General features: G+C 66.6%; 13 protein-coding genes. 2 read left to right on the plus strand and 11 right to left on the minus strand.

All coding sequences use genetic code 11. From position 1 onward, the window contains the following. Nucleotides 1-139 precede the first annotated feature (139 nt). From G5A46_RS00895 to G5A46_RS00935, 9 genes are all read right to left on the minus strand, one after another. A complete protein-coding gene (locus tag G5A46_RS00895; protein WP_163846430.1) occupies nucleotides 140-1,372 on the minus strand; it encodes an MFS transporter in 1,233 nt (410 codons plus the stop codon). 246 nt (nucleotides 1,373-1,618) lie between these two features. Beyond that, nucleotides 1,619-2,569 (minus strand): ABC transporter ATP-binding protein, encoded by a 951-nt coding sequence (locus G5A46_RS00900; RefSeq protein WP_163846431.1) that lies wholly within the window; start codon nucleotides 2,567-2,569, stop codon nucleotides 1,619-1,621. Beyond that, a complete protein-coding gene (locus tag G5A46_RS00905) occupies nucleotides 2,566-3,546 on the minus strand; it encodes an ABC transporter ATP-binding protein (RefSeq protein ID WP_163846432.1) in 981 nt (326 codons plus the stop codon). Before G5A46_RS00905 ends, G5A46_RS00900 begins: the two co-directional genes overlap by 4 nt. Before the next feature lie 3 nt (nucleotides 3,547-3,549). Next, nucleotides 3,550-4,458: an ABC transporter permease subunit gene (locus G5A46_RS00910; protein WP_163846433.1), complete on the minus strand. Its 909-nt coding sequence runs from the start codon at nucleotides 4,456-4,458 to the stop codon at nucleotides 3,550-3,552. A 1-nt stretch (nucleotide 4,459) separates the two neighbouring features. Then, on the minus strand, nucleotides 4,460-5,467 hold the full coding sequence (locus G5A46_RS00915; RefSeq protein WP_163846434.1) for an ABC transporter permease subunit: 1,008 nt from the start codon (nucleotides 5,465-5,467) through the stop codon (nucleotides 4,460-4,462). Then, nucleotides 5,467-6,555: a M24 family metallopeptidase gene (locus G5A46_RS00920; RefSeq protein WP_163846436.1), complete on the minus strand. Its 1,089-nt coding sequence runs from the start codon at nucleotides 6,553-6,555 to the stop codon at nucleotides 5,467-5,469. Before G5A46_RS00920 ends, G5A46_RS00915 begins: the two co-directional genes overlap by 1 nt. A gap of 52 nt (nucleotides 6,556-6,607) precedes the next feature. After that, nucleotides 6,608-8,200, minus strand: coding sequence for an ABC transporter substrate-binding protein (locus G5A46_RS00925; RefSeq protein ID WP_163846438.1), 1,593 nt, complete (start codon nucleotides 8,198-8,200; stop codon nucleotides 6,608-6,610). 657 nt (nucleotides 8,201-8,857) lie between these two features. Then, entirely contained in the window at nucleotides 8,858-10,123 is a 1,266-nt protein-coding gene (locus tag G5A46_RS00930; protein ID WP_163846440.1) for a DEAD/DEAH box helicase, read from the minus strand. Nucleotides 10,124-10,501: 378 nt separating this feature from the next. Next, nucleotides 10,502-11,266 (minus strand): SDR family NAD(P)-dependent oxidoreductase, encoded by a 765-nt coding sequence (locus tag G5A46_RS00935; RefSeq protein WP_163846443.1) that lies wholly within the window; start codon nucleotides 11,264-11,266, stop codon nucleotides 10,502-10,504. Nucleotides 11,267-11,456: 190 nt separating this feature from the next. Here G5A46_RS00935 and G5A46_RS00940 point away from each other — a divergent pair, with 190 nt between their 5' ends. Continuing rightward, nucleotides 11,457-13,976 carry a cation:proton antiporter gene (locus G5A46_RS00940; protein WP_163849819.1) on the plus strand — a complete coding sequence of 840 codons (2,520 nt, stop codon included), beginning with the start codon at nucleotides 11,457-11,459 and terminating at the stop codon, nucleotides 13,974-13,976. Between the two features lie 113 nt (nucleotides 13,977-14,089). Here the strand turns inward: G5A46_RS00940 and nusG are convergent, their stop codons facing one another. Both nusG and G5A46_RS00950 read right to left on the minus strand, forming a co-directional pair. After that, complete coding sequence (gene nusG / locus G5A46_RS00945) at nucleotides 14,090-14,626, minus strand: transcription termination/antitermination protein NusG (protein WP_163846445.1); 537 nt, start codon at nucleotides 14,624-14,626, stop codon at nucleotides 14,090-14,092. A gap of 121 nt (nucleotides 14,627-14,747) precedes the next feature. Then, on the minus strand, nucleotides 14,748-15,797 hold the full coding sequence (locus tag G5A46_RS00950) for a helix-turn-helix transcriptional regulator (RefSeq protein WP_163846447.1): 1,050 nt from the start codon (nucleotides 15,795-15,797) through the stop codon (nucleotides 14,748-14,750). A gap of 89 nt (nucleotides 15,798-15,886) precedes the next feature. On the opposite strand from G5A46_RS00950, the gene cysD reads away from it, so the two are divergent. Further along, on the plus strand, nucleotides 15,887-16,792 hold the full coding sequence (gene cysD / locus G5A46_RS00955) for a sulfate adenylyltransferase subunit CysD (RefSeq protein ID WP_163846449.1): 906 nt from the start codon (nucleotides 15,887-15,889) through the stop codon (nucleotides 16,790-16,792). Nucleotides 16,793-16,798 lie beyond the last annotated feature (6 nt).

Genomic DNA, 16,798 nt, shown 5'->3' on the forward strand with positions numbered 1-16,798 from the left:
GGCGGGCCGTTTCGCGTTTCCATTCCCCAAAAGTGCCGCCTCGCCCCGTCGGAGATTTGCACATTCGCGATTTGAAATGAGGTCCATCATAGCCTCACGCCATGAGAACTGCATAAATTTCAACCTCACGGGGCGAGAGTCAGATTGGGGTCGGCGCCGGCTCGGCCACGGGGCGGGGCGTGGTGGGACGGCTGCGATACAGGATCAGCAACATGATCGCGATATTCACTCCGTTGAAAGCGATGCCGTTCAGGAAGGCGAGGGTATAGCTGCCAGAGACCTCGTAGATCAGACCCGACAGCCAGCCGCCCAATGCCATCCCGAAAATCGTCAGCATGATAACGAAGCCGACCCGCGCCCCGGCCTGTTGCGCCGGCATGTATTCCCGCACGATGATCGCGTAGGACGGGACGATCCCTCCCTGCGCCAGGCCGAACACCAGGCTGACCACGTATAGCGATGTCAGCCCCCCGGCCGGAAGATAGAGCGCCAGCGCCAACATTTGCAGGACCGAGCCGATCAGCAGTGTCTTTACCCCGCCCAGCCAGTCCGCCAACACCCCGCTGACAAGGCGCGACCCGACCCCGCCCAGCAACATCAGCGACAGCATCTCCGCCCCGACGGCCGGGCCGAACCCCATGTCGACGCAAAGCGAAACGATATGCACCTGCGGCATCGACATTGCCACGCAGCAGCCTACCCCGGCTACGCCCAGAACCCAGGTCAGTTTGGCGGGCGACCACGACAGGCGGCGCGCCGACAAGGCTGATCCCTGGGCTTCGGCGGAAAGTTCCGCCGCCGGAAGGCGCCGGCGCAGCGCCAGGCTCAGCGGCACGATCAGAACGGTGGCGCAGACCCCCAGCACCAGGTAGGCCGCGCGCCAGCCGCTATCGGCCAGTACCCCGGCCAGCAGGATCGGCCAAATCGCCCCGGCCAGGTAATTGCCACTGGCCGCGATGGCCACGGCAATGCCGCGACGACGGCGGAACCACAGGGAGATATCGGCGATCAGCGGCCCGAAATAGGCGGCCGTACCCAGCCCAATCAGCAATTGCGCTGCCGAAAGCAGGCCGATTCCGGGGCTGGCCGCCGCCGCGACATAACCCAGTGAACAGATCAGGGCCGCCACGCTCATCGACCAGACGACACCGAACCGGTCTACCGCCCGCCCGATGGACATGTTTCCCAGGGCAAAGCCGATCATCGTCAAGGTATAGGGCAACGACGCCTCCCCCCGGCCGGTGGCGAATTCGGCCTGGACGGCGGGCATGACGACGACGGCGGACCACATGCCGGCATTGCCGACCACCGCGATCAGAAGTGACAAAGCAAGCCGCGCCCAGGAATATCGGCTGTCGAGAGATCTGTTCATCCGGGCACCCTAGCCCCCGGTCCCGGTGCCTGACAGGGCGGAAAGGGCGAAGCTGCCCGATATTTGTGCAAACTCGGGCATGTCAGGAGCAGGGAAAGAGCGGCGCGAGTGGGGACCGCCCGTGCCGGGCGGTGCGCTCCGCGCGGCGGTATTTCGCGCCCGAAGGGAGCGGGGCGGGGCACCCGGCGGGGGGAGGCCAGACGCAGGGGGGCAGAGGCGGGTGCCCTGCCCCCCAGCGAAGCAGCTTCAGTTTTCGGGAAAGAAACAGGCGACCGGGCGCGGCGTTCCCTCAAGCGGCGGACGCTCTGCCCGGCATTTGTCCTGCGCCTTCCAGCAGCGCGGCGCAAAGGGGCAGCCGGCCGGCACCGCCAGTGGCGAGGGCAATTCGCCCTCCAGCTTGATCCGCTGCCGGGTGCCGTGCGGGTCGGCCATCGGCGTCGCGGAAAGCAGTGCCTTGGTATATGGGTGGCGCGGTGCGTCGAAGAGATCGTCCTTGGGGCCGCGCTCCACGGGACGACCAAGGTACATCACGATGACCTCGTCCGCGACATGGCGCACCACCGACAGGTCGTGGCTGATGAACAGGTAGGCCAGCTGCAACCGATCCTGAAGATCCAGCAGCAGGTTCAGGATCTGCGACTGGATCGACAGGTCCAGCGCCGAGACGGGTTCGTCCAGCACCAGCAGCTTGGGTTCCAGCATCAGGGCGCGGGCGACGGCGATCCGTTGCCGCTGCCCGCCGGAGAACATATGCGGGTAGCGGTCGTAATGCTCGGGGCGCAGGCCGACCAGGGCCATCATTTCGCGGGCCTTGGCCTCGCGATCCCTGGCTGACATCTCGGGGCGGTTTATCTTCAGCGGCTCTTCGAGGATGGCGCCGATCCTGTGGCGCAGGTTCAGCGACCCATAGGGGTTCTGGAACACGATTTGCACGGTTTCCCGCATGGATGCCCATTTGTCCGGCGTGACCGGCACACCGTCGATCGTCAGACTGCCGTTGGTCGGCTCCTCGATCAGCGTAACCATGCGGGCCAGCGTGGATTTCCCGCAGCCGGATTCACCCACCACAGCCAGGGTTTTCCCGGCCTCGATGGAGAAGCTGGTACCTTCGACCGCGCGCACGGTCTGCGGCTTGGAAAACAGGCCGCCGCCAACCTCGTAGTGGCGGCTCAGTCCCTCGGCTGTGACGACGCTCATGCGGTGACCTCATGCTGTTCGGTGGCAAGCGGGTAGTGGCAGCGCGCGCGGCCCAGTTCGGGCGGCTGCACCGGCGGAGCCACGGCGCGACAGGTGTCATCCGCGAATTTGCAGCGCGGCGAGAACAGGCAGCCCTGCGGCCGGTCGAACTGCCCCGGCACCACGCCCGGAATGGTCGGCAGGCGCCGTTCGGTCGCCCGTTCGGGCAGCGCGGCCAGCAGGGCGGCGGTATAGGGATGGTGCGGCGTGTCGAAAAGATCCCCGACCGGCTGGTCCTCCACCTTCTGGCCGGCATATTGCACGCAGACGCGTTCGGCGGTTTCGGCCACCACGCCCATGTCATGGGTGATCAGGATCAAACCCATGCCGGTGTCTTTTTGCAGGTCGGTCAGCAGATCAAGGATCTGGGCCTGGATGGTCACGTCCAACGCGGTGGTGGGTTCGTCCGCCACCAGAAGGCGCGGCTTGCAGGCGATGGCCATGGCGATCATCACCCGCTGGTTCATCCCGCCCGACAATTGGTGCGGAAAGGCCGACAGCCGTTTCGCCGGATCGGGAATGCCGACCATCTCCAGCAGCTCGACCGCGCGGGCATGGCGCGCGCGACGGTCCAGTTGCAGGTGTTGGCGCAGCGCCTCCTTGATCTGGAACCCCACGGTGAAACAGGGGTTCAGCGAGGACATCGGCTCCTGAAAGATCATCGACATGTCCTTGCCGATCACCCGGCGGCGGGCGGCGGCGGACATGCGGCGCAGGTCATGCCCGTCAAAGGACAGCTCGTCCGCCGTGATCGTGGCAGTCCAGGGCAGCAGGCCCATCGTGGCCAGCATCGACACGGATTTGCCAGAGCCGCTTTCGCCCACGATGGCGAGCAATTCGCCCTCTTCCACGGTCAGATCGACGCCGTCCACCGCGCGGAACGCGCCGGAGGCGGTGGCGAAGTCCACCGACAGGTTGCGGATAGTGAGAAGGGACATCGGTCAGCTCCTCTTCAGCTTGGGGTCAAGCGCATCGCGCAGGCCGTCGCCCATCAGGTTGATGGCCAGCACGGTGATCAGGATGGCGAGGCCTGGGAAGGTCACGACCCACCAGGCGCGCAGGATGAATTCGCGGGCCTCTGCCAGCATGGTGCCCCATTCCGGCGTCGGCGGCTGCGCCCCCATCCCGAGGAAGCCAAGCGCAGCGGCATCCAGGATCGCGGTGGAAAACGACAGCGCGGCCTGCACGATGATCGGTGCCAGGCAATTGGGCAGCACGGTGATGAACATCAGCCGCCACAGCCCGGCGCCTGCGACGCGGGCTGAGATCACGTATTCCTTGGTCCGTTCGTTGATGACCGAGGCGCGGGTCAGCCGTACGTAATGCGGTTGCAGCACCAGCGCGATGGCGATCATCGCGTTCAGCAGCGACGGCCCCAGGATCGCAACCAGCACCAGCGCCAGCAACAGCGAAGGGAACGCCAGGATGATGTCCATGACCCGCATGATGATCGTGTCCAGCCATTTCGGCGCGAACCCGGCCAGCAGCCCGATCAGGATACCCCCCGTGGCAGAGACCACGACCACCACGATCCCCACGAAGAAGGAGAAGCGCGCCCCATGCAGCAACCGCGACAGCATGTCCCGGCCCAGCGGATCGGTGCCCAGCGGGAATTGCCAGCTTCCGCCCTCGGCCCAGACGGGGGGCACCAGCGTGAACTGACGGAATTGCTGCGTCGGGCTGTGCGGCGCCAGCACATCGGCCAGGATCGCGATAAGCACGAAGGCGGCAAAGACGTAAAGCCCGATAACCGCGCCCCGGTTCTCCTTGAAGTAGCGCCAGAATTCCTTGAGGCGGCCGGGGCGGTCGTCGATGACATTGCGGGCGGTCTGCGAGGATGCGTCGGCCATGTCAGCGTTTCCTGATCTTGGGGTTGATGAGGCCATAGAGAAGGTCGACCGTAAGGTTCACCAGCATGACCATGACAGCGATGAGAAGAAGCCCGCCCTGCACGACCGGGTAGTCGCGGCGGAAGATGGAATCGACCATCCATTTGCCGATGCCCGGCCAGGAAAAGATGGTTTCCGTCAGAATGGCGCCAGCCAGCAGCGTGCCGACCGACAGGCCGATCACGGTGATCACCGGGATCATCGCGTTGCGCAGCGCATGCAGCCCGTTCACGCGCGAGGGGCGCAGCCCCTTGGCGCGGGCGGTGCGAATGTAGTCTTCGGACAGGACTTCCAGCATGGCGGACCGGGTCTGCCGGGCGATCACCGCCAGCGGGATCGTCGCCAGCACGAAGGACGGCAGGATCAGGTGGCGCAGCGCCGAGACAAAGGCGCCGTCCTGCCCGGACAACAGGGAATCAATCAGCATGAAGCCGGTGACCTGCGGGAAGTAATACAAAAGATCGATCCGTCCCGACACCGGCGTCCAGCCAAGGTTGCCGGAGAAGACGATGATCAACAGCAGCGCCCACCAGAAGATCGGCATCGAATAGCCCACCAGCGCGGTGGACATCAGCGCCCGGTCGAAGAACTTGCCCCGGTTTACCGCCGCGATCACCCCCGCGGGCAGGCCCAGGCAGATCGCCAGCACGATGGCACAGAGCGACAGTTCCAGCGTCGCCGGGAAAAGGGCGAAGAATTCATCCCAGACGGGTTTCTTCGTCACGAAGGAATTGCCCAGATCGCCCTGCAGCACCCCGGTGAAGTAATCCCAGAATTGAACGTAGATCGGCCGGTCAAAGCCGAATTGCTGCACCAGCTCGTCATAGCGTTCCTGGCTCAGCCCGCGTTCACCGGCCATCACGATGATCGGATCACCCGGCAACACGCGGATGAACGCGAAAGAGATCAGCGTCACCCCCAGGAAGGTCGGGATGAAAGTCGCAAGTCGCGAGAGAATATATTTCAGCATCAGCCCACCACCCTAAGGTCTTTGGGGAAGGTCGTCAGGGATCGGCAGCCGGTATCGGTGACCAGCACGTCATCCTCGATCCGAACGCCGAACCCGCCCAGTTGGTATAGTCCCGGTTCGTTGGTAAAGACCGTTCCAGCCTCCAGAACCTCGTGGTTGCCCCGCATGATATAGGGGGCCTCGTGTACGTCGCGGCCTAACCCGTGCCCGGTCTTGGTGCGGATGCGGTCCGCAAAGGGAGAGGCCTCCAGCACGCCGGTCACGGCATCGTCGATTTCATGCGCGGAGACGCCCGCGCGGGTCACCTCGTGGCCCTTGAGGTTGGCGGCCAGCACGGTGTCGTAGACGGCCCGCCCCTCTTCCGGGACGTGGCCAACAAAAACGGTGCGCGTGATATCGGCGGCAAATCCGTCCTTGCGGGCACCGAAATCGAACAGCAGCGCATCGCCCGGCTGCACCGCATAATCGCCCGCATGGGCATGGGGTTTCGCCGAATTGGCCCCCGCCGCGACGATCGGGCCAAATGACATGTCATCCGCCCCGTGGGCGAACAGCGCCTGGATCAGCCGCGCCTCGATCTGCTTTTCCGTCTGGCCTGCGGCGACAGTGGACAGGACATCCTCCAGCGCGGCCTCGGAAATGCGGATGGCGCGGGTCAGCGCAGCGATATCGGCGGGCGTCTTGATCAGACGCAGGCCGGAAATTTCACGTTCCCCGTCGCGCAGGGCGATACCGGGATTGGCACGGCGCAGGGCCTCGGCCACGAACACGCGCATCGCCTGCCCCTCCACCGCGAGGGAGGTCAGCGGCAGATGCGCGGCCAGAGTGTCGAACGCCCTTTGGTAGCCGTCCTGATCGCGCCAATCGAAGGTCTCGCCTTCGAAGCCGGCATCGGACCATGATCCGAGTTCGAGATTGGGCATGATGGCCGCGGGCGCGCCTTCCGCCGGGATGACGACCAGAAAGGGCCGTTCGTTGGTGTGGAAGCTCACGCCCAGCGCACGGGTGAAATTCGGCCCGGGCACCAGCCCCACCGCCTGAACCCCCATTTGACGGGCAAGTGCGCGATATTCGAAAAAACGATCCATCAGACCCCCGGTTGGCGAACGGGGCCGTCTCCGGCCCCGTTCTTGCGTTGATTTACTGGCTCAGGCCCACTTCGGTGAAGATGTGGCCGCCCAGCGGGTGCACCACGTAACCTTCGACCTCGGGACGCATCGGCATGTAGACGACCGAATGGGCGATTGTGGCCCAGGGTGCCTGATCCTTGAAGATCTGCTGTGCTTCCTCATAAAGCCGCGTCCGCTCGGCCTGATCCGTTTCGGACTTGGCTTGCTGCACCACGTCGTCGAACGGCTCATGGCACCATTGCGCGCGGTTGGAGCCGCCCACGGCGTCACAGCCCAGCAGCACGGCCAGGAAGTTGTCGGGATCACCGTTGTCCCCGGTCCAGCCCAGCAGGACGGCGCCGTCACGGTCTTCGGCCTTGGAACGGTCCAGATATTCGCCCCATTCGTAGGAGACGATTTCCACGTCAACACCGACCTTGGAGAAATCTTCCTGCATCAGCTCCGCCATGCGGCGGGCGTTGGGGTTGTAGGGACGCTGCACCGGCATCGCCCAGATCTTCATGGACAGATTTTCCACGCCCGCATCCGCCAGCGCCTGCTTGGCGGCCTCGGGATCGTAGGCATCGTCTTCCACGGCGTCGTTGTAGGACCACATGGTCGGCGGGATCGGGTTCTTGGCGATCTGGCCGGAGCCCTGGAACACCACGTCGATGATGCCCTGCTTGTCGATCGCCATGTTCAGGGCCTTGCGGACCTCGGGACGGTCGAACGGTTCAACCTTGGTGTTGTAGGCCAGGTAGCCGACGTTCAGGCCTTCCTGCTCCTTGACTTCGATACCCTCATCGTCCTGCATCGCCTGCACGTCGGCAGGGTTGGGATAGGGCATGACGTGGCATTCGCCCGCTTGCAGCTTCTGGTAGCGGACCGATGCGTCGGGCGTGATCGCGAAGACCAGGTTGTCGACCTTGGGCAGGCCTTCCTTCCAGTAATCCGCGTTCTTGGCGTAGCGGATCACCGCGTCCTTCTGGTAGGCCACGAAGGTGAACGGGCCGGTGCCGACGGGCGCCTGGTTCATCATCTCCGGGGTGCCGGCATCCATCATCGCATCGCCGTATTCGGCGGACAGGATGGAGGCGAAATCCATGGCCATATTGGCGATGAACGGCGCTTCGGGACGGGTCAGCGTGAATTTCACGGTCATGTCGTCCACCTTCTCGATGCTCTCGATCAGGTCGGACATGGACATGGCGGCGAAATATTCCCAGGTGCCGCCGGAGACGCCGTTATAGGGGTGATCCTCGTTCATCTGACGCTCGAACGAGAACAGCACGTCATCGGCGTTGAAATCGCGCGAGGGGGTGAAGCCGTCAGTGGAATGGAACTTCACGCCTTCCCGCAGATGAAAGGTGTATTCCAGGCCATCCTCGGACGCTTCGAAGCTTTCCGCCAGGCCAGGGACCACTTCCGTGGTGCCGGTCTTGAACTCGACCAGACGGTTGTAGATCGGGTGGCTGGACGCATCAAAGGTCGTGCCCGCGGTGAACAGCGCCGGGTCGAACCCCTCGGGGGAGCCTTCGGAGCAATAGACCAGCGTCTGCGCCTGGGCGCCCGCTGCCAGCGCGCACAGCATGGCGCCGGAGGAAAGTAGTTTCTTAAAAGACATTGCAGTCTCCCTGTGTTGTGGTTTCGGCTCGATAGCGGTCTTGCCACGATCCGGTTGTCCCGGATCCGCGTCCGCCTCGACCCTGCCCCGCGCCAAGCCACCAGATGGGCGGCAGAACGCAAAGCCGGGCCGATTTGCCTTGTTTTTCGCCAGAGTCCAAAGGTTTCCCCGCGTCACCCGCAGCCACGGAAAGGACTGTCGGCGGCGGCTGGTACCGGTCCGCCAGCAATCGGGGCGGAGCGGACGATCAGCTGCCTGGACGCGGAACGGGTGCAGTACCTCCTTCGCGATTGGGTGGCGAATCCGGGCCGGTTCGCCACGTTTCGCAGCACCCGTACCCGTTCGGATAGCGCCACCATATGGGATTGCCTATAAAAACGGCAACACCTGCGGGTCACTCAACCCCGCAAAAGCGCTATCCCGCTTTGATCAAGGCGAATTTTTCTCCGAACGGCGGATCGGCAGGGCCGTCAGGGTCGCGCGTTTCCCGCCATGCGGGTGCGACCGCACGACGGCACATGCGGCGCGGTGCCTGGCGCCGGTGTCGGCGCGTCCCGCCAGGCGGGACGCCGAACCATCGGCAAGGCCCGGCGCCCCGGACAAGCAAACAGGCGGCCCGGTTCGGGGCCGCCTGCGTTTACGTCATCGTTCGAAAGATCAGGCCGCGCGATGCCGGCGCGGGCGGCGACGCTTGGCCGCGGGTTGGCCATTGGCGGGCTTTCCGCCACCGCCCCCGCCCTTGCCGCGACGGTTGCCACCGCCACGGCGGCTGACGCCCTCTCCCGTTCCGGGCGCCGGCGCGGTGCCCGAGGCGACGGGGATATCGACCTTCATCAACTTCTGGATCTGGCGCAGCAGATCGCCTTCCTCCGGGGAGCAGAAGGCGATCGCCTCCCCCTCGCGCCCGGCGCGGGCGGTGCGGCCGATGCGGTGAACGTAATTATCCGGCACCTCGGGCAGATCGTAGTTGATCACGTAGGCGACGCCGGGAATGTCGATACCGCGCGCGGCCACGTCGGTCGCCACCAGAACGGTAACGGTGCCATCGCGAAACGCCTTGATGGCACGGTCGCGCTGGCCCTGGCTCTTGTTGCCATGGATGGAGGCGGCGTTATAGCCATCGGCCACCAGCCCCTTCATCAGCTTTTCCGCGCCGTGTTTGGTGCGGCCAAAAACCAGCGTCAGCGCATCGGTATCGCGCGACAGGATTTCCCGCAGTTTCGTCGGCTTCTCGGCCTTGGGCAGGAAATGCACCGATTGCGTGACCTTGTCGGCGGCTTTCCCCGGCGGAGAGACCTGAACCCGTTGCGGATTGGTCAGATAGGCGCGGCTCAGCTCCTCCATCTGCTTGGGCATGGTGGCGGAGAACAGCATGGTCTGGCGGGGCGTGCCCAGTTTCGGCGCGATACGGCGCAGCGCATGGATAAAGCCCATGTCAAGCATCTGGTCGGCCTCGTCCAGCACCAGATGACGCACCTGGCCCAGATCGACGGAGCCGCGATCCATCAGGTCGATCAGGCGGCCCGGCGTGGCCACCAGGATATCGGTGCCGCGTTGCAGCATGTTGATCTGGCGGTTGATCGATTGCCCCCCGACCACGGTCGCAACCTTGACCTTGGTGTGGTCGGTCAGCCGCCGCAGGCTGTCGGCGATCTGGTTGACCAGTTCGCGGGTGGGGGCCAGGATCAGCGCCTTGGCGGTTTTCGGCGCGGGTTTGCCGGGCTGGGCCAGCAGGTGATCGACCAGCGGCAGGCCAAAGGCCAGCGTCTTGCCGGTGCCGGTCTGGGCCAGGCCCAGTACGTCATGGCCGTCCAGCGCCAGCGGGATGGCGCGTTGCTGAATGGGGGTAGGTTCGGAGAACCCGGCCTGGGCAATCGCGTCGTTCAATGCCTGGGACAGGCCCAGCGTGTCGAATTCGGACAAGTCTATTCCTTCATCTCCGCACGGGCAGGCCCGGCGGATGTTATGCTTGGCCAGGCGGGGATCGCACGACCAACGGAGGGCGACGGGGCCTCTGGACGATCGGGCGTATCCCGGCCTGTCCGGCCACGGCGTCAAGAACCCTGCGTGATTGGGAACTGGAAGTTGGTACGCTGGTGTGCCCAGGGGCACGGCATGCTCACGCGGCAGCGCAGCGTAGGGGGGATTTGGGGCATCGGCGCCGCAAAGTCAAGCCATGGCCGCGCGCCTTGGCAGCGCACGGCTCCGACAGGCCATCCGACATCGATACATCCCGGCGGCCTTTTCGACGCCCCTGCCGGGCGGCGGGCGCGGCGGGCAGTCTGCCGCGCCGCAGCGCGATCAATCCGCTGTCCAACCGCCATCGACCATCAGCGCCGTACCGGTGACAAGCGCCGCCGCGTCGGAGGCCAGGTAGAGGATGGCGCCGGCGACGTCTTCCACCTCCCCCACGCGGCCCAGCTTGATCCGGTCTTCCACCCAGGCCCGGCGCGCTGGGTCGTCCAGGGTGCGCGCGCCCAGCGGCGTGGCGATGAAGGTCGGGCAGACGGTGTTGATCCGCACCTGCGCCGGCCCCCATTCCACGGCCATGGCCCGCACCATCCCCTCCAGCCCGTGCTTGGTCGCGCAATAGACCGCGCGGTCGATCCCGCCGACATGCCCCATCTGTGAGCCGACATGCACGATGCTGCCCGGTTTCCCCTCGGCGATCATCCGCTCTGCCGCCCAGGCCGACAGGAAATAGGCCGCCCGCAGGTTCAGCCCCATCACCGCGTCATAATCCGCAGGATCGGTCATCACGGCCGGGGAATGCCGCGCAGTCCCGGCGGAGTTCACCACGATGTCGAACCGCCGCGTCGCCAGCACCGGGCGCAGCGCATCCAGATCGGCCATGTCCAGGACCAGCGCCTCCGCGGAATAGCCCCTTTCATGCAGCGCGGCGATTGTCCCCTCCAGCGCCTGCGCTCCACGTGCGGCGCAGACCACATGCGCGCCGGCATCGGCCAGGGCCACCGCCGCCCCCTGCCCGATCCCCGAGGACGCCCCCGTGATCAGGGCGACGCGGTCCTGCAGACCAAAGGCGGGCGGGCGGGGCAGGTCGATCATGGGGCGTCTCCTGTGGCGCGGGGCGCGGGCGGGGTGTTGCGACGGGAGTCCGCCTCGGCCCGGGTTCTCTGCTACGGCGCCGGGCCCCGCCCTGGCAAGCCCCGACCGATCTCAGACCAAACCTGCCACAGGCGAAGATTTTTCACCGCCAGTGATTCCATGCGCGCGGGTGACACGCTATCTGCCCCATATGGATATCGTTCTGATCACTGCTGTCATCGCGTCGCTGTTTCTGGTCATCGGCGCGGCCGAGCCGCTGGCGGCCCGGTTGCGGCTACCCTATAGCGTGATCCTGGCGCTGTTGGGCATCCTGATCGGCGCCGGGGCGATCTTTTTCCTGCGGACGGATCTGACCGATGCGCTGAACCCGGTGGCCGAAGCGATCCTTGGCTTGCCGATCCGCTCGAATGTGTTCCTCTACGTCTTCCTGCCCACCCTGATCTTCCAGGCAACGCTGGGCATGAACCTGCGGCGGATGCTGGACGACTGGGTGCCGATCCTGGTGCTGGCGGTGGTGGCCGTGGTGGTGGCCACGCTGGTGGTGGGCTATGCGCTGGCGCTTGTCAGCCCGCTCCCGCTGGCGGCCTGCCTGTTGATCGGCGCCATCGTGTCGACCACTGACCCCTCGGCGGTGGTCAGCATCTTCCGCTCGATCTCGGCCCCGCAGAGGCTGGCGCGCATCATCGAAGGCGAAAGCCTGCTGAACGACGCCGCCGCCATCGCGTTGTTCGGCCTGTTCATGAGCTTTGTCATGCTGGGCGTGCCCAACCCCGCCCTGGGCGATGCGCTGGCGCAATTCCCGTTGCTGATCGGCGGCGGCGCGGTCACCGGCTGGGTCGCGGCACGGCTGGCGGTCTGGGTGATGGCGTTGTTCGAACGCTACGTGCTGGCGCAGATCTCGATCTCGGTGGCGCTGCCCTATCTGGCCTATATCGGCGCGGAACAAAGCATCGGCGCCTCGGGCGTGATCGCCGTGGTTGCGGCGGGGCTGACGTTGAACCTGACTGCGCCGGGGCGCCTGCCGCCGCAAGCCTGGACCCAGCTGCGGGAGGTCTGGGATTTGCTCGCCCATTGGGGCGGCGCCCTGATCTTCATCCTGGCCGCGCTGCTGATCCCCCGCCTGATGGAGGAGATCCGCCTCACCGACCTTGGCCTGATCGGCGTGGTCGTCGCGGCCGCCATCGCGGCGCGCGGGCTGATCCTGTTCGGGCTGATGCCCCTGCTGTCGGTGACCCGCCTGTCGCCGGTGGTGGAACGGCCCTACCGGGTGGCGATCCTGTGGGGCGGCCTGCGGGGCGCCGTCACGCTGGCGCTGGCCCTGGCCGTGACCGAAAGCGTCCGCGTCCCGCTGGAGGTCAAGCGGCTGGTCGGCATCCTGGCCACCGGCTTTGCCCTGTTCACGCTGCTGGTACAGGGGACGACGCTGCGCAGCGTGATCCGCTGGCTGGGACTGGACCGGCTGTCGCCCATCGACCGCGCGTTGGCGCGGCAGGTCGTCGCCGTGGCCTTGCAGACGGTGCGGGCCGATGTCTCCCGCACGGCGGAGAATTACGAATTGTCCCGCGACATCGTCCGCGCCGAGGCCAAGCAATTCGGCGACACCCTTGAAGCGGCGGTCAAGGCGGCGGAGGACGGTGGCGAAATCCTGGACCGCGACCGCATCACCCTGGGCCTGATCGCGCTGGCCGGGGCGGAGCGGGACACCATCCTGGCGCGGGTGCGGGACCGCATGATCTCGGCCCGGTTGGCGGAACAGATCCTGTCCGACAGTGACCGCCTGATCGAGGCGGCACGCTCCGGCGGGCGATCGGGCTACAACCGCGCGGCGCGCCGGGCGATCGGCTACGGCCCGACGTTTCGCATCGCGGTCTGGCTGCGCAACCGGCTGCGAATTTCCGCCCCCCTGGCGCGGGTCACGGCGGACCGGTTCGAATTGCTGCTGACGCAACGGTTGATCTTACGCGACCTGGGGCGGTTCCTCGACCAACGTCTGCGCCGCATCCATGGCCGCCGCGTCACCGATCTGCTGCAAGAGCTGCTGTCGCGCCGGGTGGAACGGATGGAAACCGCGCTGGAAGGCCTGCGCCTGCAATATCCGGGCTATGCCGAGGAGCTGGAGCGCCGTTTCCTGCGCCGCACCGCCCTGCGCCTGGAGGAGGCCGAATACGGTGCCATGCGCGAGGACGGGCTGATCGGCGCGGAACTGCACACCGTCCTGTTGCAGGATCTCGGCGCGCGGCGCGCCGCCGCCGAAGGCCGCCCGCCGCTGGACCTGACCCTGCGCCGGGCGGAACTGGTGCAACGCCTGCCACTGTTCGCCGACCTGGACGAGACGACGCGCAAACGCCTGGGCCGTGCGCTGGTGGCGCAATTCGCCGATGCGGGCGATGTCATCCTGCGCAAGGACCATCCGGCGCGCAGCGTTTATTTCGTGGCCTCCGGCGCCGTGGAGCTGGAGACGGCGGGCCAGACCTGGCGGCTTGGTCAGGGGGAGATGTTCGGCCAGATGGCCGTGCTGATGCAGAAACCCCGCCGGACGGAGGTCCGCACCATCGCGCCGACGACCTTCCTGGTACTGGACGAATTCCGCTTTCGCCGGTTCCTGCGCCGCAGCCCTGCCCTGCGGCAGGCGGTGCGCCAGGCCGCCGAGAAACGCGGGATGGACCTGTCCGCCCTGCTATCCGAAGACGATTCCGCGACGAAGGACTAGCCTGTAGCTGCCATGCGGGTGTGCGCCATTCCGGCAGGCAGGCAGGCAGGCGGTGCGGAGGAGGGGCGACCTGCGCCCGAACCTTCCGCCCTCACCCTGCCCGCACCGGTCGGTCATCCGGCGCGCAGGTGGCGCGGATTCACCGCCACGCGGGTCTCTCCGCCCATCAGGTCCATCAGCACCCAGACGCGCTGATCCTTGGCGATCGATTCGACCCGCGCCACGAAATCGGCAAAGGGCCCATGGGTCACGCGCACCGTGTCGCCGGGCTGCGGCGTGGCGTCGGGGACCAGCTGGCCGGTGTCGTCACAACGCGCCTTCAACCCTGCGACCAGATCGGCGGGCACCGGTGCCGGGCCGCCGCCGAAACTGATCAGCCGCGTCACCCCGTAGGTTGAGTTCACCTTGCGCCACACGCCCTGCGCCACGTCGAAAGCCACGAAGATATATCCCGGAAACAACGGCCTGCGCGCGGTGACAAAGCGCCCGGAGCGTTGGCGGGTCTCTTCCTCCATCGGCAGGAAGGTCGCAAAGCCCTGCCGGGTCAGGTTCTTGTCGGCGATCGCGGCGCAATTGGGTTTGAGCTGCGCCAGGAACCAGGTTTCCTGCGGCCGCTCTGCCAGATGCTCCGCCGTCTGTATCTCGCTCATGCAAGCCCCCATCTTTCGCAGTTTCTTCTGTCATTGCCGCCGACCAAAGGTCCACAGCGACATTGCAGTTCGATGACGATCCGGCCATTCCCCGCCGCCCCTGCCCGATTTTGTCGCGCGCTCACGCCTCCAGCCACAGGGCACCGGACAAGACGCGCCGCACCAGGCCGGGCTGACCGGACACGCCCAGCCGGGCAAAGATCGCCTTTGAACAGGTGCGGGCCGTGGCTTCGGTCCAGCCCAGGCGGTGGGCCGCGTCGCGCAGGGAATGGCCGTCGCAGATCAGCGCGGTCAGCCTGGCTTCGCTGAGGGTCAAGGCGAAATGGCGGGCGATCCTTGCGGGCGGAATCGCGGCACAAGGCATGGAATGGCGCAGGCGAGCCAGGATCGCCGCGTCCCCCGGGCCGGGGTCGCGGGTCAGGACCAGTTCGACCAGCGGATCGCGCGACAGGGTCAGGGGCACCGGCCCCTCCCCCGCCAGGCAGGCCGTCAGGCCGCCGCGCAGCGCCAGCGCCCGCGCTCCATCTGCCAGATCCAGCCGCCGCCGCGCGGCCAGTTGCAGACCCAGCGCCGCACCCCAGGTGCGGGCGGCAGGCGACAGGTCCAGGATCAGCCCTGTCGCATCCAGCAGCAGCCACCCGGCCCCCAGCCCGGCGGCGAGCCCGGCGTCGCGCGCGGCCCGCTCGCGGGCGGCCTGATGCCGGGCCCAGATCTCTGCCGCCTGCCCGAGAAACGGCGCCAGCGCGTTCAGCTGCTGCCCGTCGGCACTGCGAAAATCCTGCCGGTGCGACTGCCGCGCGATGCCCAACGTCGCCTGAAGATGCGTGCCCGCCCGCGCCTTGACCACGCGCAGGGCCCCCGCATCGCCCGGATCGCCGGGCAGTTCGTCGGCGCCATAAACCCGATCGAACCGCAGGCTGCGGCGAATCGCGGCCTCCGGCCCGGCCATCGTGCCGTGGACCCAGGAGGGGCCGCGCCCCCGCGCGGGATCCAGCCACAGCGCGGCGCCATCCGCTCGGGTCACCTGTCGCAGCCGCTGCAACATGTCCTGCCAGGGCGCCCCGGCGACCGCACTGTCGCCACCATCGGCCGCCTCGCACTCCGTCGCGCCTCCTGCGGCAGCCGCGAAAAGCGCCCGGATCAGGGCCGTCTGTTCATCCACATGTGCCATGCGGGCAGCATACCTCCCATTTGGGAGGTTCGCCAAGAGGCGCCGCGCCTTAGCTAGGCGAAACCCCCTCAGCAAGAGATGATTCGAGCATGACCGCGAAACCCCTCACCCATCTTCAGCGCCTCGAAGCCGAAAGCATCCACATCCTGCGCGAAGTGGCAGCCGAGGCCGAGAACCCTGTCATGCTCTATTCCGTGGGCAAGGACAGCGCGGTCATGCTGCATCTGGCGAAAAAGGCGTTCTTTCCCGCGCCGCCGCCCTTTCCGCTGATGCATGTGGACACGACCTGGAAGTTCCAGGCCATGTACCAGCTGCGCGACCGCGCCGCGCGCGAGGCCGGGATGGAGCTGATCGTGCACCAGAACCCCGAAGCCAAGGCGCAGGGCATCAACCCGTTCGATCACGGCTCTCTGCATACCGACATGTGGAAAACCGAGGGGCTGAAACAGGCGTTGGACCTGCACGGGTTCGACGCCGCCTTTGGCGGCGCCCGCCGGGACGAGGAAAAATCCCGCGCCAAGGAGCGGGTGTTCTCTTTTCGCACCGCCTCGCACCGCTGGGATCCCAAGAACCAGCGCCCCGAATTGTGGCGCCTGTACAATGCCCGCAAGGCCAAGGGGGAATCGATGCGCGTCTTCCCCATCTCAAACTGGACGGAGCTGGACATCTGGCAATACATCCATCTGGAGGGGATCGAGATCGTGCCGCTGTATTTCGCCGCGCCCCGTCCCACGGTGACCCGCGACGGCATGTTGCTGATGGTCGATGACGGCAGATTCCCGTTGCGCGAGGGGGAGACGCCGCAGATGCGCTCTGTCCGGTTCCGCACGCTGGGCTGCTACCCTCTGACCGGCGCGGTGGAAAGCACCGCCACCACCCTGCCCGAGGTCATCCAGGAAACCCTGCTGACCACCACCTCCGAACGCCAGGGCCGCGCGATCGACCATGATCAGGCTGCCTCCATGGAGAAGAAGAAGCAGGACGGATACTTCTGATCGCCC

Origin of the sequence: Pseudooceanicola aestuarii (assembly GCF_010614805.1) — a bacterium.
Lineage (GTDB): Bacteria > Pseudomonadota > Alphaproteobacteria > Rhodobacterales > Rhodobacteraceae > Pseudooceanicola > Pseudooceanicola aestuarii.